Source organism: Armatimonadota bacterium (assembly GCA_035527535.1).
In the GTDB taxonomy this organism is placed as follows: domain Bacteria; phylum Armatimonadota; class Hebobacteria.
On sequence record DATLAK010000182.1, the window covers coordinates 1 to 18,934 of the forward strand.

At 69.9% G+C, this 18,934-nt stretch carries 17 protein-coding genes; all 17 read right to left on the reverse strand.

Going from position 1 to position 18,934, the window contains the following annotated elements:
* The coding region (tyrS, locus tag VM221_13380; protein ID HUT75812.1) for a tyrosine--tRNA ligase at positions 1–917 on the reverse strand (917 nt) is incomplete at its 3' end.
* 100 nt (positions 918–1,017) lie between these two features.
* Positions 1,018–1,407, reverse strand: coding sequence for a GxxExxY protein (locus tag VM221_13385; GenBank protein HUT75813.1), 390 nt, complete (start codon positions 1,405–1,407; stop codon positions 1,018–1,020).
* 7 nt (positions 1,408–1,414) lie between these two features.
* Complete coding sequence (locus tag VM221_13390) at positions 1,415–2,410, reverse strand: 2-hydroxyacyl-CoA dehydratase (protein ID HUT75814.1); 996 nt, start codon at positions 2,408–2,410, stop codon at positions 1,415–1,417.
* Between the two features lie 96 nt (positions 2,411–2,506).
* A complete protein-coding gene (locus VM221_13395; GenBank protein ID HUT75815.1) occupies positions 2,507–3,292 on the reverse strand; it encodes a class I SAM-dependent methyltransferase in 786 nt (261 codons plus the stop codon).
* 3 nt (positions 3,293–3,295) lie between these two features.
* On the reverse strand, positions 3,296–4,135 hold the full coding sequence (locus VM221_13400) for a methyltransferase (protein HUT75816.1): 840 nt from the start codon (positions 4,133–4,135) through the stop codon (positions 3,296–3,298).
* Between the two features lie 458 nt (positions 4,136–4,593).
* Complete coding sequence (locus VM221_13405) at positions 4,594–4,911, reverse strand: response regulator (protein HUT75817.1); 318 nt, start codon at positions 4,909–4,911, stop codon at positions 4,594–4,596.
* A gap of 294 nt (positions 4,912–5,205) precedes the next feature.
* On the reverse strand, positions 5,206–6,045 hold the full coding sequence (locus tag VM221_13410) for a 4-hydroxy-3-methylbut-2-enyl diphosphate reductase (GenBank protein ID HUT75818.1): 840 nt from the start codon (positions 6,043–6,045) through the stop codon (positions 5,206–5,208).
* Between the two features lie 12 nt (positions 6,046–6,057).
* A complete protein-coding gene (locus VM221_13415) occupies positions 6,058–7,152 on the reverse strand; it encodes a glycosyltransferase family 4 protein (GenBank protein ID HUT75819.1) in 1,095 nt (364 codons plus the stop codon).
* Complete coding sequence (locus VM221_13420) at positions 7,152–8,126, reverse strand: glycosyltransferase (GenBank protein HUT75820.1); 975 nt, start codon at positions 8,124–8,126, stop codon at positions 7,152–7,154. The genes VM221_13415 and VM221_13420 overlap by 1 nt, the downstream gene beginning before the upstream one ends.
* Positions 8,123–9,157: a glycosyltransferase family 4 protein gene (locus VM221_13425; protein HUT75821.1), complete on the reverse strand. Its 1,035-nt coding sequence runs from the start codon at positions 9,155–9,157 to the stop codon at positions 8,123–8,125. Before VM221_13425 ends, VM221_13420 begins: the two co-directional genes overlap by 4 nt.
* Positions 9,158–9,169: 12 nt before the next feature.
* Positions 9,170–10,678, reverse strand: coding sequence for a hypothetical protein (locus VM221_13430; protein HUT75822.1), 1,509 nt, complete (start codon positions 10,676–10,678; stop codon positions 9,170–9,172).
* A gap of 3 nt (positions 10,679–10,681) precedes the next feature.
* Positions 10,682–12,292, reverse strand: a complete 1,611-nt coding sequence (locus VM221_13435; protein ID HUT75823.1) for a hypothetical protein — start codon at positions 12,290–12,292, stop codon at positions 10,682–10,684.
* Between the two features lie 119 nt (positions 12,293–12,411).
* Positions 12,412–14,073 (reverse strand): glycosyltransferase family 39 protein, encoded by a 1,662-nt coding sequence (locus VM221_13440; protein ID HUT75824.1) that lies wholly within the window; start codon positions 14,071–14,073, stop codon positions 12,412–12,414.
* 23 nt (positions 14,074–14,096) lie between these two features.
* Positions 14,097–16,601, reverse strand: coding sequence for a YfhO family protein (locus VM221_13445; GenBank protein HUT75825.1), 2,505 nt, complete (start codon positions 16,599–16,601; stop codon positions 14,097–14,099).
* Positions 16,568–16,936: a multidrug resistance protein gene (locus VM221_13450; protein HUT75826.1), complete on the reverse strand. Its 369-nt coding sequence runs from the start codon at positions 16,934–16,936 to the stop codon at positions 16,568–16,570. The genes VM221_13445 and VM221_13450 overlap by 34 nt, the downstream gene beginning before the upstream one ends.
* Before the next feature lie 24 nt (positions 16,937–16,960).
* Entirely contained in the window at positions 16,961–17,554 is a 594-nt protein-coding gene (gene lepB, locus VM221_13455; protein ID HUT75827.1) for a signal peptidase I, read from the reverse strand.
* Positions 17,555–17,557: 3 nt separating this feature from the next.
* Positions 17,558–18,931: a 16S rRNA (cytosine(967)-C(5))-methyltransferase RsmB gene (gene rsmB, locus VM221_13460; protein ID HUT75828.1), complete on the reverse strand. Its 1,374-nt coding sequence runs from the start codon at positions 18,929–18,931 to the stop codon at positions 17,558–17,560.
* Between the last annotated feature and the right edge of the window lie 3 nt (positions 18,932–18,934).

Sequence of the window (18,934 nt, forward strand, 5' to 3'; positions counted from 1 at the left end):
GCCGCGTCCGCCGAGTGGTACAGCGTCACTATCTCCCGCGCCAGGCGCGCCTTAGCGTCGCGGGGGTTCATCTCGCCGCGGGCCATCGCCGCCTCCATGCCCCGAATGTCATCCTCGGCGACATCCGTGCACAACTGGAGGTACATGACGATCACCTCGTCGGGCAGGGACATGACCTTCCCGTACATCTGCTCCGCCGGCTCGGCGATGCCAATGTAGTTGCCGAGGCTCTTGCTCATCTTCTGGGCGCCGTCGGTGCCGGGGATGAGCGGCCGCGTGATGACCACTTGCCGCGGCTGACCCGCGTGGGCCTGCATCTCGCGGCCGTGCAGGAGGTTGAAGATCTGGTCGGTGCCGCCGAGCTCGAGGTCGGCCTCGATGGCGACCGAATCATATCCCTGGAGAATCGGGTAGAGCAACTCGTGCACGCCCAGGGGCTGCCCCGCCGCGTAGCGCTGGGCGAAGTCGTCGCGCTCCAACATGCGCGCGACGGTGGCTTTGCCCGCCAGACGCACCACGTCTATCGCGGTCAAGGGCGCGAGCCACTCGCTGTTGTAGCGGACCTCGGCCTTGGTCATATCCAGAATCTTCGACACCTGCGCGGCATAGCTCTTCGCGTTTTCTTCGATCTCCTCGCGCGAGAGCTGCGGCCGGGTCTTGCTGCGGCCGCTGGGGTCGCCCAGCATGCCGGTGAAATCGCCGATGATGAATACAATGTGGTGGCCGAGCTCTTGCAGGTCGCGCATGGCGCGCATGGTCACCGTATGGCCGAGGTGCAAATCGGGCGCGGAGGGATCGGCGCCGTACTTGACGCGCAGGGGGCGCCCCTCGCGCAGCTTCGCCAACAGTTCCTCCTCGGTCACGATGTCCACCGCGTGGCGGGTGATGATCTTCAGTTGCTGTTCGGGGTCGAGCACTCTGGTGTCTCCGTTCTTTCTCGTCCCGCTCTCCGCCGACAGGGCGATCCGTAGTCGCGCCGATTCCATTCGCCGCCGACTAACGCCGACTGACGCCGACTCAGAAACCACTGACGACCCTCTTCACTTCCACTCTGGGCGTGCCGAAGTTGATGAGCAGGCATACGGTCAACCCGGTCGCTTTCAGGTAGTTGAGGCACTGGGCCATGTGCGCGTCGTCCAGCGACTTCGCAGCCTTCAACTCAACAACCACCTGACCTTCGACCAGCAGGTCGGCAACGAAATCGCCCACCATCTCGCCCTCGTAGCGCACCGCAACCCCGTGTTGCTGCTCCACGCCGAGGCCCTTGCGCTTCAGCTCGATGGCGAGAGCGTTTTCGTATACCTTCTCCAGGAATCCACAGCCGAGCGTGTGCCCAACATGCAAAGCGCACCCGATTACGCGCTCGGTGACGGCGTCCAGTGCCCGTCGGCGTTCGTCGGCGTTCATCGGCGGCTTAGCTCTCCCTCCGTCCGTGCCGCAGCATCTCGACGAAGCTCTCGAGGCGCAGCCGCATCCCCGCGTCCATCGGCCCCGGTCGCTCGGCGGCCAGGGTGAGCACCGGCTGCTCAACGTGCCGCCGCACGATGATGTCCTCGATCTGATGATAGCAGAAGTTCTGGGTGTAGTGGATGACGCCTTCCACGCCGCGGCGCGCGATCTCGGCCTCGATGTTGCGCAGGCGCCAGAAGATGTCGTAGGGATAGGTGTACATCCGGTACTGCTCGACCAGGTCGTCGGTGTCAAAGGGCATGGCGAACTGGCGCTGGTTCTCGTTGAACACGACCCGCGCGCCCAGCGCTTCGAGGTGGTCGTAGAGGTCGGTGACGATGGGCGGCACGCCGATGTAGCCGAGGCGCAGGCGGTCGGGATGCAGCGGCTCACTGTCGGGAAGGCCGGCCAGGAAGCTCTCCAGTTCGGCCGCGAACGCCGGGGGATCGGATTTCATGTCGCTGCAGGTGACCTGGTAGTAATGGTTCTGCCGGCCGGTGACGGCGTCGCTCTGCCAGGTCAGGTCGTCAATGCGGCGCGCCTTGAGGCGGATGGCATCGAGGCGGCGCTTGGTCTTGGCGACCGCCTCCGGCGATGCGCCGAACCGGGCGCGCAGCTTCTCGACTTGCAGGGCGAGCAGGTCGCGGTCGCGGTCATAGGGATAAGCGAAGGGGATGATCTCGACCCCCGCATCGGCGAGGGTCTCCATCAGCGCGCAGGTGTTTGAGCAGTCGCCCTGGGTGACGGCGACGACCTGCTGCAAGCCGAGGTCGAGGGCGGCGGTGTAAATGCCCTTGATCCAGCCGCAGAGGGTGCGGGGGAAGCCGGCCAGCTCGGCGCGATCCACCAGGTCGCCGGGGTCGGCGCTGGTGATGAAGGCGTTGTTGAGGTCAACCACCGCGCGCCCGGCGGCGTAGATGACCTCGATGGGGACGGTGGTGGTGATGCCGACGGGGGCCATGACGAGGGGATGATAGCACCGGCCACAGCGAGCGTCAAGGCGACTCGCCGGTCGGTTGACTGACGATGAGGCCAGCGATGTTACTGGCCAACCCAGCTACTCCTTTCTGAAGACCGCGACGATCTGCTCACCTGTGCCCAGAAGCTCCGGCGTGCCCAAGAAGCGTCGTTCCAGATCCAGCGCCCGGGCGAAGGCATCATCCGGCACGCCCACGTAGCCGTATGCGGCCACCGTCGGCGCGGCGAACATCTCCTCGCAGCGGCAGCCGAGGTCGGCGAATAGGCCAGCCAGTTCTACCGGTGTGAAGCAGTAATCCGCGAACGTGTCGCTGACGGTGCAGGTCAATCGCGTGTCACCCAAGAGTTCCGCCTCTTCTATCATCCCGGACTGTAAGTACTGGCGGATCTTGCCGTAGTAGGAATCCACGCCGACGATGACGAGGCCGCCGGGGACGCAGCAGGCGGTGAGGTTGGTCACCGCCTGCCGATGGCGGGTGTTCGTGTGGCTGACTACACCGGTCAACGCAGTACACACATTGAACGGCTGCCCCACGAACGGAAGCGTCTCAGTCAAGTCGGCCTGCACGAATGTGATTCTGTCCATCACGCCTGCCCGGTCCGCGCGGTGCCGGGCATGCTCCAGCAGGGACCGCGAGATGTCGAGCGCCGTGACCGCGAGCCCGCGTCTAGCCATCTTGACCGCTTCGATTCCCAGCCCGCAGCCTGCGTCGAGCACCGCACCTTGCGTAGGCAGCCAGCGATCCAGGATCATGTGGTTGACATGGGGAACGGTCCAGCGCGATGTAGGGTGACCTGGGTCGCCTTCGAGTCCCTCATGCCCCCACTTCTCGAAATGCTCTCGTACCTTCTTTGCATCGTACATGGTTCAGCCTTCCTTCCTGCGAGCAGGCTCAGGCCGCGCGGCAGCCGCATGTCGCCGCGCCAGCGAAGCGAGCACCTCGCACTTGAGGCCCAGTGTTGCCTGCAAGCGCCGCAATTCGTCCATCGCGCGCTCACCACGCAGCCCTGCGCGGCGCGCAACAATCACAACGTTCTTGGGCGTTGCGGTGCTGGAGACGAACTCGCGCACTCGGACCTCGTAACCGGATGCGCGCAGAGCCAGGCAGCGCATAGCCTCGGTGACAAATTCCGAGAACCGGCTGCCGAGGAGTGGAAACGAGCGGGCGACATAACCCCACTGATGGTCGTGAGCGTTGTGGCGGAGCGAGCGCTGAACGGTCGACTGGCAGCACGGCGCGGCGACGATGTTCTCCGCTGCGAAATGGATGCCGGCAGCAAGCACGTGGTCCGTCACCACGTCGCAAGCATGAAGGGAGGTGACGAGAAGCGGGGGGGCTGGGATGGCGAATTCCTCGCAGGTAGCCGCGGTGAAGTTGACCTCGTCCCAGCCGAGAGTGCTGCGAGCCTGCATGCAGCGACTCATGAGGTCGAGGTTGCGGTCGACACCGAGAATGCGTACCGGCGCGATCCCGAGGCCGCGCAGAGCTGCGGCCAGGAAGAAACTCAAGCACCCTTTGCCACACCCGAACTCGATGATAGTCGGGGGGAGGGCTGCGCTCTGACGGATCGGCCCCAGGAGCCAGGGAAGCATTCCCTCGATCTGCCGGAGCTTGCGAAGCGTGCCGGCCGACTGACGGCCAGCAGGCGACGCGAGGCGGAGGGCACCGAGCAGGTCTGTGCACCGACGGAGCGAACGGGTGTCCATGGAAGCCTCCCACGCTGGTCAATCACGCCGGAGGCCACCCGAGAAACATGGCGGGACCAGAAAACGCCATCAATCGCATCTCCTCCCGCGTGGCCAACCGGCCCCGCGAGCTCGACCCGACTACGGCGTTTCACGCCCCATGGTCTCTCGCTAGGTTAACGAGACAGCGCTGTATTCACTTGCGACTGAGAGGATAGCACGGGACCGCCCAAGGGTCAACGGCATCCCTCAACGGCATCGCGTTGGGCATCGCGTTCTGCCCGGCAAGGCCGTATTCCGATGAAGCCGCGAGGAATCGGGGGGCGCTCACCAGATGCATGGGCGGCTCGCGAGCCGCCCATGCACAGCCGCAGGCCGATCCTTGGGCAGGACAGATGGGCAAATGATGGTTCGGGAGGCGATCAGAATCGAAGTCGCTCACTCCCAGGTAGTTCTAGTGGCAACCAGCGCTCCCAGGCCTAGCTGCGGCGAGAGCCGCCACCTCGCCGCTCATGGGGCACCATGACCACGCGCAAGTGTTTCGTCGCTTCGCTAGCGCGCAGACGCTCGAGCACTTCATCCGCGTCGAGGGGTGGGCTGAGGGCGCCCAGAAGAATCAGGTCCGGCTGCTCTGACTCTGCTTTCATTAGCGCCTCCTTGCCATCCGGGGCAGTAACGACTCGGTAGCCCGCACGCTCCAGGTTGACCTGGATGAGACGTGCGATGTGACGCTCGGCTTCTGCCACGAGGATCTTGCTGCCTTTACGCGTCCCAGGGAACGGCATGGCAGCTGTCATGCTAGCAGACCTCCTGTGCCTCTGTCTGACGGCAGGGGGAATTCGGGGGATATACACCATGATTTCCTAACCAGCGGGCAGCTCTTACTTCTTTCTCGGCCCCCTCGGCCCCGGTTTGCCGCGCTGAGTGACGTGATGCGTCACCCCTGGCGGGACGATACGGGCGATGCGGGGCAGGACCCACTTGTACCACTGTCTGTGCTTCCGGTCAATAATCAGGTTGCGTGTCCCCGGAATGCCCGCTGAGGGAATCCCCCCTCGCCGCCGGGTCTCAGCGGGAAGCTGTCCCCGTCTTTACTCCCCAATCCGCCGCAGGGCTTCGACGACCTCGTGAATCAGCCACTCGGGGGTGGAGGCGCCGGCGGTGACGCCGGTCTTGCGGGCCCCCCGGAACCACTGCGGGTCGAGCTCGGCGGCGGTCTCGACGTGGTGGGTGGGGACGCCCGTCTGCTCGCACAACTGGCTCAGGCGGTTGGTGTTGGCGCTGTTCTTGCCGCCGACGACGACCATGACCTCCACCTGCTGCGCCAGGCGCAGCGCCGACTCCTGGCGCTGGGAGGTCGCGCCGCAGATGGTGTTGAAGGCGCGCAGCTCGCGCGCTCTCACCGCCAGCGCCGCGGCCACCGCGCCCAGCCGCGCCGGCGCCTGGGTGGTCTGCACCACCAGTCCCACCCGCGGCCGGAGCTCTATCCCCGCCAGCTCATCCTCGTGCTCGATGACCACCGCCTGCCCGCCGGCGGCCCCCACCAGGCCCGCGACCTCGGGGTGCCCCTTGTCGCCGAGGATGATGACCTGGTAGCCCCCGTCGGCCAGCGCCCGCACGTGATCCTGCGCTCGCGCCACGAACGGGCAGGTGGCGTCCGCTACATGCAGGCCGCGCTCGCGCGCCTGCCGCGAAACCTCCGGGCCCACCCCGTGGGAGGGGATGACGACGGTGCCGCCGGCGACCTCGTCCAGGGATGACACCTGGCGCACTCCCTCCTGGCGCAGGCGCTCCACGACCTGGGGATTGTGGATCAGCGAGCCGAGCGTGTGCAGGGGGCGTGGGCCGGCCTCCTCCTCCCCCTTGACCATGTCGAGCGCGCGCTCGACGCCGAAGCAAAAACCCGCGTTGTCGGCGACGATGATCTCCACTTCGCCCTCATTTCATGCCAGCGAGGCGATGACGCTCGCCCAGGCGTTCTCCCAGCGTTCGCGCGAGAAGGTCCGGCGCACCTGCTCCCGCTGGCGCGCGCCGATCTCCGCGCGCTGTTCGTACACCCGCGCCATCGCCTGCGCCAGGCTCGCCGCGTGGGGTGCGCAGTGCTCGGTCGGCAGGTCCGCCAGCCCGCCGATGTCGGTCGAGAGAGTGGCGGCGCCGCAGGCCATCGCCTCCAGCGCCGACAGGGAGGTGCCCTCGCCCGCGACGGAGGGGATGACGACCATTTCGGCCGAGGCGTAAACGGCGGGCATGTCGGCGTGAGCGACCGACCCCCAGAACAGGACCTCGTCGCGCAAGTCGAGCTCGCGCACCAGGCGCCGCAGCCAGCGCGCGTAATCCCGTCGGCTGGGCGCGCCGACGACGACCAGCCGCGCCCCAGGGTGCACCCGCCGGAAGCGGGCGAAGGCGGCGATGGCGAGATGCGCGCCGCGGTTGAAGTAGAGGTTGCGGGGTACCACTATCGGGCGCAGCGTCCGCAGCTTATCCCATCCCCGGTTGGGGCGAAAGCGCTCGGTGTCCACGCAGTTGGGGATGAACCAGCGCCCCGGCGCCACCTGCTCGAAGAAACGATCGCCCGGCGCGACCTCGAGGCCCATCTCGCGCAGGAAGGCGCTGTCATTGGCGACGAAGGCGGCGCAGCGGCGGAAGGCGGCGCGCGCCAACGCGCGCTTGACGCGGCTGCGCAGCGCCCCCGGGCGGTCGTCCCAGGTCACGCCATGGGAGAGGCCGACGACACGTGTGCGCCCTCCGACCAGAGCTGCCGCCAGCGCATAGACCGGGTAGTGGGCGATGACCGCGTCCTGGGCGCGGATGACGGCGACCCGCGCCGCCAGGCCCAGGAGGTGGGTCCAGAACTCCGCCGGCAGGCCGCGCAAAGGGTTCGGCGCCGGCACGAACCACGGCGCATCAGCGCTCGACGCGCGGGCGATGACAAGCTGGCGATGCCCGCGCGCGGCCAGGGCGCGGCGCAGGTTCTCGACATAGACGTCGCCGCCGCCGACCAGGGGCAGGTAGGTGTATGTGATGTGCGCCAGGCGCATCAGTGGCTCGCACTCCGGACCTGCGGGGCGCGCCCCAACGCCGCCAGCGCGAGGCGCTGCCCGATGCCGATGGTATAGCCGCAGAGATGGGCGAGGTCCACGATCCCCATCGCCAGCGGCGCCAGCAGGGCGGTACCCGGGCCCGCGCCACGTCGGCGGGCGCGCCGGGCGAGCCGCGCCCCATAGAGGAGCGCGAGGGCCGGGAGCGCCCACAGCGCCGCTCGGTTCGCCCCCATGCCCAGCGCGATGATCGCCGCCGCCACCACCAGCTCCAGGTACGCCTTGCCGTAATGCGCGAACCACAGGCCGGACAACCCGTCGCCCCGGGCGAAGCGATAGAACTGTCGAAACAAGCGCGCCGGGCGCCCCTGTGGCCGCCAGCGCACGACCGCCCGCGGCGCGAACGCGAACTTCATGCCCGCGCGCCGCAGCGCGACGTCGAAGACGGTGTCCTCGTTGTAGGGCGTCCACTCCGGATACCCGCCCACCCGCTCCCACGCCGCGCGCCGAAAAGCGATGGAGCGGCTGGAGGGCAGGAAGGTCTCGGGGTCCACCTCCGCCGCCGCCGGCACCAGGGCGGCCGCCGCCGCGCGTTCCAACGTCGTGCGCGGCGCGGCCTCGTAGTAGCCGGCGACGACGTCAATATCGTCCTGCTCTTCCAGCGGTCGCACGATGGTCACCAGCCATTCGGGATCGAGCACACACCCCGCGTCAACGCAGGCGATGACGGGCTCGTCGCCGACGGCAATGGCCGCGTTGCGCCCGCGCGAGCGATTGGCCCCGGGCAGGACGAGCACCGTCAGCGGCAAGCGGTCCTGGTAGCGGCGCGCGAGGTCGGCGGTGACGTCGGTGGAGCCCCCGTCGGCGACGACCACGCGTTCGGGCCGTCGCGTCTGCGCCTGGATGGAGTCCATGAGCTCGGCGATGCCCTCCGCCTCCTGGCGCACGGTGGTGATCAGGCAGACGCGGCTCACGCCGGCAGCCCCCGGCCGCGGTAGAGGTCGAGGTAGAGCGCTGCGACTCGCGCCCACGTCTGCGCGCGGGCGTAGGCCTCGGCGGCGTCCAGGCCGGCGCTGGACGCTTCCGGCTGCTCCAGGTGGCGCGCGATGGCGGCGGCGAGGCGGTCGGGCTCATCGGCGGCGACCATGTGGGATGACGCCGGGAACAGCTCGAGGTAATCGCGCTTCAACGGGTTGTCGTAGAGCGCGCAGGCGAGGCGGCGATAGGCCATCGCCTCGAGGATGGTGAGATAGCCGGAGACGAAGGCGAAGCGGCAGCCCTCCAGAAACGGCCCGACCTCGCGCGTCCAGCCCTGCACGGCGACGCTGACTCCCGCCATCCGCGCGGCGCTCAGCACCGTGTCGCGCAGCGGCCCGTCGCCGCAGATGACGAGCGGGAGGTCGTGCCCGCGTTCGCGCAGCCGGCGCAGGGTCTCGACGTATCGCATGATGCCGGTGTCGGGGGCGAGGCGGCCGACGTAGAGCGCGGGCGCCTGGGGCGGGGGATCAGGGACGCGCGCGGGCGGGGAATCAACGCCGCCGTACGATACCAGGTCGCACCTGTGGCCGTACCAGCGGGGTATGAACTCGCCCATGCAGATGGTCGCCGCCGCGCGCGCGGCCAGACGCCGCCGCAGCCAGCGGGCGGTGCGACGCAGGGGATAGCCCTCGTAGCCGTGAAAGGTCACGAACAGCGGCGGCCGCGGCCCGGGCCAGGCGGGGGCGATGAAGCGCAGGTAGGAGTAGAGGTCGTGGCAGTGAATGACCTGCGCGCGGTTCAGCACGTCGAGCTGGCGGTCGCACACCGCTTTCGCCATCCCCCCGGGGACGCGGCGCACGTGGATGCCGATGAGGTCCTCGTCCCGCGGCCACCCCGGCTTCCACAGGCGCGTCAGCACCGTGACCGCGTGCCCGAGGCGCGTCAGCTCCTCGCTCACGCGCAGGACGTGCTTCTCGACGCCGCCCAGCCGCGGAGCGAAGTGGGGGGTGATCATCAGCACGTTCACGGCCCTATTCTCTCACAGAACGACGAACAGCGCCAGGTGGCGCTCGAAGACCGCGATCTGCAACATCTGGGCGGCAAGCAGGGTGGCGAGGCTCCACTCGGGCCGGCGGCCGACGGCGACGAAACCCCCGGCGGCAACCGTCGCGGGCAGCATCAGGAACATCCAGATGCGCCCGGCCTCGGCGCGCACCACCCCCGAGAGGTCGAGCGCGATCAGCGTGAACGCCAACGCCCATAGCAGCGGCGTGATCTGCGCGCGTTCGCCGCGCGCGAGCGCCCTCGCCTCCCCCCACATCTGGCACAGCAGCCACAGCCCGAGCCCGGCACCCAGGAACATCCAGAAGTCGAACAGGTTCCACCCCAGCCAGCGCCAGTAGGTGCGCGCGAATGCCTGCGTCGTCACCTCGCGGTGCGCCCCCAGCGCCGACCTCACGATCGCCGGGAAGTCTATCCCCGCCGCCGCGTGCGCCACCGCGAACACCGCTACCGCTGCGGTCAGCCACGCGCCCGCCACCCGCCACGCCGGGCGGGGTCGCGGTTCGCCGCTGCGGCCTCCGCCCGCAAGCTGCGCCATCGCCGCCCACGCCGCCAGCAATAGCGGGAGCACCAGCACCGCCAGGCTCGTGAGCGCCGCTAGCGCCCACATCGCGCCTGCCGCCGCGCCCCACCCAGGGCGTCGCCGCGACCACCCCAGGTGGAAGAGATACAGGGCTAGCATAGTCTCCAGGGTGACCAGTTGCACGATGGAGGGGGTGAACAGGAGCAGGCTCGGCACCGCCCCTGCCAGCGCGGCGGCGCATACCGCCGCCGTCGCGCCCCCGCGCTCGCGCGCCAGCAGAAACACGGGGATGATGCTCAGGCACCCCAGCAGACCGAGGAGCCACGCCGCCAGCACCGCCGCGACGGCCTCGGCGATCGGCACCGGACGACCGTACAGGCGTGCGTAGGCGCCCGCGATCTCCGCCGGTTCCATGCCGGTGTACGCGGCGATGAAGCTGGAGGCCGCGTCGAGGAGACCGGGGGAATGGGCGACCGCCCGGCGCACCGCCCAGAAGAAGATGATGGGCCCCGGCGGGTAGGTCTGTGCGTGCTGGCTGAAAGCTCGCATGTGGTAGGCGTATTCGCGCAGGAACTGCGCCATGTCCCTGATGTTGCCCGCCTCGCCGAAATAGGTGGTCGCCACCGGGCTCAGGATGACGGCGCCGGCAAAGGCGGTGGAGGCGGGGTGCATCTCCAGCACTGAAAGCTGCAGTGCAAACGCCAGCAGCACGAACAGCAGCACCCACGCGGCGCAGACGCGGGCGCTGCGGCGCGCGCGGCGCAGCAGCCAGAGGCTGAAGGCGATCAGCGCCAATGAGGGCAGCGTCGGCCTCCACCAGCGCGCCCAAGCGATGTCGCCAGGCCCTCGGTGCGGCCACTGCCACTCGCTGGCGACGCCCCAGGCGCCGCGGGCGGCGAGCATTGCCGCCGCCATGCCGACCAACAACGTGGCCGCCAGAAACGCGAAGTCGCGGGTGCGCATCACCTACTCCGGAACCAGGCGCAAGAGCGCGGCCTGCGGACGCACGAATACCGCCTCGAAGTCACTCGCGGCGCCGGGGTTGAAAACCCCCAGCGCCCGTTCATACTCTGTGTAGAGCACGAAGCGCAAGCCGTTGTCCGCCATCAGCTCTCGGCGCTGCGAGGGCGAGGCGGCCGCGGAGAAGAACCACACGACCTGCTTCAGCTTGCGCGGGTAGTGCAGGGTCTCGTCCCAGTGCCCGACGAAGACTGTGTTGCCTGCGACGCCGGGGAGGTAGCTGCCCTCCAGCGACGCGCACATCACCCCCTGCTCCATGCGCGTGTTCTCGCGCAGCCAGGTCATCGCCTGCACCGCGTCGGCGCGCAGGTAGAGGGGCGGCATCAGCACCCGCAGGTAGGCGCGGTTATTGGTCATCAGGTCGCGCGCGCCCCGCGCCATGAAGAACACGTTCGACGGGCAGGCGGCGGCCACCAACAGCACCGCCAAGGCCAGGGCCGCCGACCGCGACATGCGCGGAGCCGCCCATTCGCCGACAAACGACGCGGCCAGCAGGCACAGCGGTATGTGCACCCCCTCCGCCAGCTTGCGCTGAAACGATACCGGCGTCAAGAACACGAGCAGGAAGGTCACCACCGCCCATATCACCGGCAGCGCCTGCGGCGCGCTGCGCCCGCGCAGAGCCGTCATCGCCCCGGGGATGGCGAACGCCAGCACCAGCCCGAAGCCGGCCGCAAAGTGCGCCAGGGGCGGCGTCAGCTTCTGCGTCACGGCCTTGTCGTGGAAGACCACATTGGTCTGGAACACCCAGTACTGGTAGGCGACGAAGGGCGCCGCCATGACCGCGATCAGCGCCGCGAACTTCATCTCGCGCAGCGGCATCCGGCGGCCGATAATCCCCGCCGCGACCACGTACACGGCAAGCGTCAGCCACGCCGGGAACACGTCGTAGGTGTGGACGTTGCCCAGCATCAGCGCCGCCGCACCCCCCAGCGCCGCCAGCCTCCACGAGTCGGCGCGCACCGCCGCCAGGTAGGCGGCCCACATCGCCACCAGCAGCGCCACCGAGCAGGCGAACATCGGGTTGAGCAGGAGCGTGAGAAAAGTGATGGCCTCGGGCATGATCAGGCGCGGCCCGTAGTCAATCGGGTGCACGGTGGCACCGGGGGCGGCCAGCGCGTAGAGCCAGCCCAGGCCCGACGAGAACGCCGCGAACGCCCACGCCAGCCGGCGCGTGAACCGCCGCTCGCATAGCTGCGCCGCCAGCGCGTACACCGCAACCAGCAGGAGCGCGCCGCAGATGACGCGGGCGAGGTGATAGACCCAGATCGGCGGGATATGAGTTCCGCGGGCCGCCAACCCCAAGGCCAGGAAGAAGCCGAGGAAGAAGCGCGCCGGCTGCGGCTCTGTGGTGAAGGGGTCGTGGAACAGCAGCTCCCCGCGCAGCACCTGGCGCATCCACCCCAGATAGACATTGTGCTCGTCGGGATTGGCGAGCAAGCCCATGTAGTGGTAGCCGGGGGGGGTGATGAACCAGCCGAAGAGGTAGGGCAGGCACGTCAACCCCATCACCGCGAGCGAGGCCCAGAGCGCCCAGCGCCACTCGTCGCGGGTCATGGCGCCCGCGCGCGCGGCCTGCTCGCCGGCCCCGTTCACGGGTCGGCAGGGGACGGTTCCTTCCCGCCCCGGGCCTGGGCGCTGCCCTGGGCGACGGGGAACTGTCCCCTCGCGCCCCATTAGTGGTACACCTCCACGCGCGGCCAGGTGTAGAGCCAGTCGGGAGGGCAGGTGAGCTTCGCGGGCCGCAGGGCCGGCATCGGGGGCGCATGCTCGAAGGTCTCGAGCCGGTCGTAGCGTTTGGGCAGCTCCGCCATCAGCGCCGCGGGATCCGACTGCCCCAGCCGCAGCAGATCCGCATATTCCGTATCACTGACGACGAAGAAGTCGGAGCGCGCCCGCCGCAGCGCCGCCGCGTCCCAGCCGGTGACGATGACGCGATACGGCGGCTTCTCGCGCTGCCACCGGTGGAACTCCTCGGCGCTGCGCAGCCCGCCGTTGAAGGGGGTTAGGGGCGGGGTGAAATACCAGGGCGTGGAGGCGAGCCCGATGCGGGTGCGGGGCGCAGCCCGCGCCTGCAGCCACTCGGCGGCGCGGGTGCGCGGATCGGCCGCGGTCATGGTGCCCACCATCTGCCCCGCGTACCAGGTGGTGCCAGCCAACACCGCCAGGCCCAGCACCGCCGGGGAGACGGCCCCCTTCCAGGCGGCGAGCGCGGGTGGAGTCGCCAATCGCAGGCGCTCCAGCGCATAGCCGCCCGCGATCACCAGCACCGGCAGCAAGGGCAAGCTGTAGCGCAGGAACCGCTCCTTGCCCGCGCCGATGACAAAGAAGTAGGGCAGGGCGAAGCTCAGCAGCACCATCGCCACTCCGGAGCCTGTCCCGAGCGAAGTCGAGGGGCCGCGCCGCAGCATGAGCCCGGCTCCCACCAGCCCCAGGAGCAGCGCCGGATAGCCCATGCCCGCCGGCAGGGCGCGCAGCAGATGGTAGAGCCAACCGTTGCCGGTGGCGGCGAAGGCCGGCGTGCCGCCGATGCGCATGTGCTGCAACTCGAAGTGCAGGTCGCGCAGGAAATCGGGGTTGAGGTGAAGCCCGTCGTCCCCCAGGAGCAGCAGGAAGGGCGTCACCGCCCAAAAAGCCAGGGCGGCGGCGGCGAGGCCGGCGATCGGCATCAGCAGGGAGGGGGCGTAGCCCTGCTCATCTCGCGCGAAGAGGTGGGCGAACAGCAGCGGCACCAACCCCAGGATCATCGTGTACTTGGCGGCCGTCGCCAGCCCCAGCGCGAGCCCGGCGACCAGGTAGATGGCGAGGTCCGCCATCCCGAACAGGCGCGGCAGCACGGCCAGCAGCAGCACGATCAGGAAGGTGGCGAGAACATCCACGGTCGCGTAGTGGGAGTTGACCACGTGCGCGGGGAGCACCGCCAGCAGCGCCGCCGAACCCAGGCCGACCGGCGGCCCGCCGAGGTCCTTGCCGATGACGTACACCAAGTACACGGTGCCCACGCCCAGCAGCGCGGTCAGCGACCGGGCGAGCAAGTGCAGCTCGGTCCAGCCGCCTTCGGGCAGCGGCACCAAGCCCAGGAGGGCGCCGAACTTGGCGCAGACGGCGACAAGGTAGATGTAGAAAGTGCCGTAGTTGTAGAAGTGTGGATCCCAGTCGCCGGTGTTGAGCATGTACCATACGGGGCCGAGCAGAGGGGCTTCGTCGGGGTGGTAGGAGAACAGGTGCGCTGCGCTCGGCAGCCCCCAGCGCAGCCCGGCGAAACGCAGCCCCATCGCCGCCAGCATGACCGCCGCGAGGCAGGCCCTCTCGATGCGCTCGACTTGGTAGGGCTTCACTTGTTCGCCCGTCCGCCGCCGACTCAGACACGGCGCTTCGATTTCGCCCGCAGAACCCGCCGCCTGCGCCCGCCCAGGCTTGCGCCCACCCCGGCCATGCCGACCGCCGCCGCGATCATGCTCGCGAACAGCCCCAGCCGGAAAGAGGTCGGCGCGAACCGCATCTCGACCTCGTGCTCTCCGGGGCCGACCCGCACCGCGCGAAAGGCCCCGTTAGCAAGACATATCTCGGCCGGCTTCCCTTCCACCCACGCCCGCCAGCCGGGGTAGTAGGCGTCGCTCAGCACCAGGTATCCAGCCCGCGGCGCATCGAGGCGCACCCGGTTGATGCCGTCGCGCAGAATCATCGCCGCCACCATCCCCTCTTTCGTGGGCGGCACTTCGACAGGCTCAGGACCGTCCCGAGCGGAGTCGAGGGGCGCCACTCGCGGCAGCGGCTCGCCGGTCTCGAGCACCACCCCGCCACCCGCGGCTTCGCCCAGCTGCGAAAGGGAGCCGAGCAGACCGCTCGCAACTACCGCACTCCGCGCCATGTAGGCCCGGGGCACAGAGTTCTGGACGCGGTACAGGTTCACCTCCCCGGCCCGCTCCCGGGTCAGACCCGGCACGTCGAGCGGCGTCTCCGACAGCACGTATCGCACCCCCAGCACCGCCAGCAGCGCCGGATCGCAGGGCGCCCCGAGCAGCATGTTGCCGTTGGCCCTGGGGCTCGGATCGCGCCCCTCCACCCGCGCCAGCACCTGGCGATAGCGCGCCAGGTAGAGCGAGTCATAGCCCTGGACATCGCGCAGTCCGTAAACCATGGCGGCGTTCGGCGGCAGCACCGCGCGGGGGAAGTCGTCCAGGCCCCAGGACTGGTGCAACGGCATGATGCGGCCGGCACCGTCGCGATCGCCGAGGTAGGCGGTGAGCTCCGTGGGCGGATAGACGCTGCCGGGGGGGGCGGTGCGGTAGTAACCCATGCCGAAGGCGAAGAGCTCGAATACCGACGCCGCCAGCAGCACCCCGAGCGCCGCGGCGGAACCGGACTGGCGGCGGCTGGCCACCCACAGCGCGCCGACGCCGGCGCACAGGGACAGCAGCGCCACCAGCAGGTTGACGGCGGGCGCACTCAGCAGGGCCGGCGCCGGCACGTGCAGCGAAGCGGCGATGCCGAGGACGAGGGCCCCGGCGGCGACGACCATGACGATGGCGGCGACGGCGAGGTGGCGCGCGAAGCGCCTCCCGCGGTCGGCTTCCGCCAGCGCCCTCGCCGCCGCATCGGCGCCCGAGCCGGCGAGGATGGCGATCGCGGTGGAGTAGATGAAGAGCATCCGCCCCGGGCCGCCGGTGCTGCTGAAGCCGGGAATGGCGTAGAACAGTAGCCGGCTGATCGGCGTCCCCAGCGCCGCCAGCAGGGCGAGAAGCGCCACCGCGGCGAAGAACACGGTGTGGCGGTCGCGCCGCCAGATGAGCGCGAGCGCCGCCAGCGCCAGCGGCAGCGCGCCCACGTATGCCGCGTACTCCGCGAAGTTGCCGCGCCCCCAATAGGTGCCGTAGGCGGGGTTGCCCATGAACTCGGGCAGCACCAGCGTGATCAACTGCTGCCACGGCATCGCGAACCGCAGGTAGGCGCTGTAGCCCTGGGCGCTGGCAGCGGTCGCGCGGTGGCTGAACGATAGCAGCTCCGCGCTCGGCAGGAGCTGCACCGCGCCCCACAGCAGCGCCAGCGCGGCGGCCGCCGCCGCGGCCAGCAGTGCGGCCCCCAGCCGCCCCGGGCTCGCCCGCCCCGCGCCCGCCCCGGTGACGGCGCAGGCGGCGAAATAGAGCGCGGTCACGCCGGCGACGTAGAGGAACATCTGCGGATGGCCGGCGAGCAGGGCGGTGCCGGTGACGAGACCCAGGCCGACGACATACCCCGGCCGCCGGGTGGCGAAGAACCGCGCGACGCAGAACAGGGCCAGCGGCAGCCAGACCGCGGTGTCGAGCACCGTGGGCAACTGCAGCCACGCCGCCAGAAAGCCGCTGAAGGCGAAGGCGACTCCGCCCAAGGCGGCGCCGAAGCGCCCGCGGCCCAGGGCGCGCAGGAACAGGTATGTGAACAGCCCCGCCAGCCACAGGTGCAGAGCGGCGGCGATGGCGAAGGCGCGCGCCGGCGGCAACAGGTAGAACAGCAGGTTGGGCGGATAGAACACGGCGGACTGGCTGTTGGCGACGAAGGGCGTGCCGCAGAACTGGAACGGATTCCACAGGGGGATGATGCCGCGCGCGAGGGCGTCATGGGCGTAAGCCCGCCACGGGTAGTACTGCGCCATCGCATCCCAGATGAGGGCGTTCCAATGCTCGGGGGGCGGCGGCGCGGCCGATTGCCAGGGGGCGAAATGGTGGAGATAGCCGGCGGGCAGCAGCACGTCGCCGGTGAACAGCGCGCGGCCGAGGAACCCGACCGCAAGCGCGGCCATAAGCAGCGGCCTGGCGACGCGGCGCCCCACCGGCTCCGCCCCCGAGGCCGCCATCAGCTCTTGGCCACGAACGCTACCCCGGCGCAAATCAGCACCACCCCCAATATGCGCACGGGCGGGATCGCCTCGTGCAGCATGAGCCACGACAGGAAGAGCACGATGATGTAGGTCGAGGCGATCAGGGGATAGACGTAGCTCAGAGCGGTGGCCTGCTTGAGCACCACCAGCCACACCATGGCCGACACCGCGTAGAGCCCGAGACCCAGAAAAACATAGGGCGTGAAGACCGCCCGCACCAGGCCGAGCAGCATGGTGATGCCGGGGCTGCCGAGCGTGCCGACCATGTTCATGCCGTGCTTCATGGAGATCTGGCCAAAGCTGGCCAGCACGACTGCGATCAACACCAGCAGCAGTATAGGCAACGGAGGCGGCTCCTTTCGGTGGCGCTATTGCACGCGGCGGGCGCGGCCAAACGGGAAGTAGACGAAGATCGCTTTCCCCCGCACCGACGACAGGGCGACCGGCCCCCACGCCCGGCTGTCATCGCTATCGTCGCGGTTGTCGCCCAAGACGTAGACGCTGTTCTCCGGCACTCGCACCGGCGATCGGAAATCCCCGCGCCAGCTCGCGGTGTAGGGCTCGACCAGGCGGCCGCCGTTGACGAACACGTGATTGCTCCACACCCATACCCACTCGCCGGGCAGCCCCACCACGCGCTTGATGACGACCTCGCGCCGCTTGCCCGGAGCGCTCAGAGTTATGACGTCGAAGCGCCTTGGGGCAGGGCGCCGGTACGCGATCTTCGATACCAGGACAAAGTCACCGGAGCGCAGCCCGGGGCGCATGGAGGAGCCTTCGACGATATCGGACTCATACACGTACAGCCGCAGCAGCACCGCCGCCGCCACCGCCAGGACGACCAGGCTCACCAGTGCGCGGCGCCGCGTGGCCGGCGCCGGTCGGGCTGCCGCCTGCGCGGGCGGCTGCCGCGGCACGCCGTTCGCATCGTTCTCCACTGCGGACCGTTCGCCCTCTTCCATTCCTCAGGCCCTTCTGCGCAGACGCGCAATGAACATGCCGTCGGCGTCGTGCAGGTGCGGCAGCAGGCGCAGCGCACGACCGTCGGCCGCCAGCGCCGAATCGGGCAGCCCCGCCACCAGGCCGCGGCAATCCTCGGCGCGCGCGCGCCCGTCCGCCAGCGCCGCCGACACCACCCCCTCGTTCTCCTCCGGCTCCAGGCTGCAGGTGCTGTAAACCACGACCCCTTGCGGCCGCACCAAGGTCAGCGCCGTCGCCAGCAGCTCGCCCTGCAGCGCCGCCAGCTTGGCGAGCTGCTGCGGCGTCTTGCGCCAACGGCTGTCCGCACGCCGCCGCAGCGCCCCGGTGCCGGAGCAAGGCGCATCCACCAGGCACAGGTCGTACCCGCCTATCCCCTCCAGCGCGCGTGCGTCCTGCTCGCGCGTCTCGACGATGGTGACGCCCAAGCGCGCGCATTCTTCTTTCAGCCTCGCCAGCTTCCAGCCCTGCCGGTCCACCGCCAAGACCGGTCCCTGGTTGTCCATGAGCTCCGCCATGTGTGTCGCCTTGCCGCCGACACCGGCGCACAGGTCGAGCACGCGCGCCCCGGGTCGCGGCCGGGCCGCCAGTCCGACCACCATGGAACCATCTCCCTGCACCGTGAAGCGGCCGGCGGCGTACGCGGCCGCGCGCCGGGGATCGCCCCCCGAGGTCAGACGCAAGGCGCCCGCCACCAGGGGCGAGGGTTGGGTGGCCATGCCCGCGGCCGCCAGCTCCGCCGCCAGCTCTGCCGCGTCGCCGCGCAGGCGGTTGGGGCGCAGACACACCGGGGCGGGGCGATTGTCGGCGTCGCAGATGGCTTCCGCAGCGGCGACGCCGAAGTGGGTGATCCAGCGCTCCACCAGCCAGCGGGGGTGGCTGTGGACGACCGCGATGTGACTCGCCGCATCGGCGCCGCGATCGGGAGCAGGTGGCTCCCCCTGCTCCGCCAGGTGGCGCAGAACCGCGTTGACCAGCGCGATAGTGCCGGGATGGCCGCGGGCGCGCGCCATGCGCACCGCCTCGTCGCACGCGGCGCGGGCGGGCACGGCGTCCAGCAGCAGGATCTGGAAGGCGCCGAGACGCAGGATGCTGCGGATCGCCGGGGTCAGCGCCGCCAGCGGCCGCGCCAGGCACTGCGCAAGCGCGTAGTCGAGGCGCCCGCGCCAGCGCAGCGTCCCGTCCACCAGGGCGGTGACCAGGGCGCGGTCGCGGTCGCGCAGGGCGCAGGACGACAGGGCCTGATCGAGGGCGGCGTTGGCGAAGGCGCCGCGCTCCACGCGCCCCAGCACGCGCAGGGCCAGCGCCCGGGCGGGGGTGGGACCGCGGGGGGGTGCACCGGCGCCGGCAGGCCCGGGCATCGG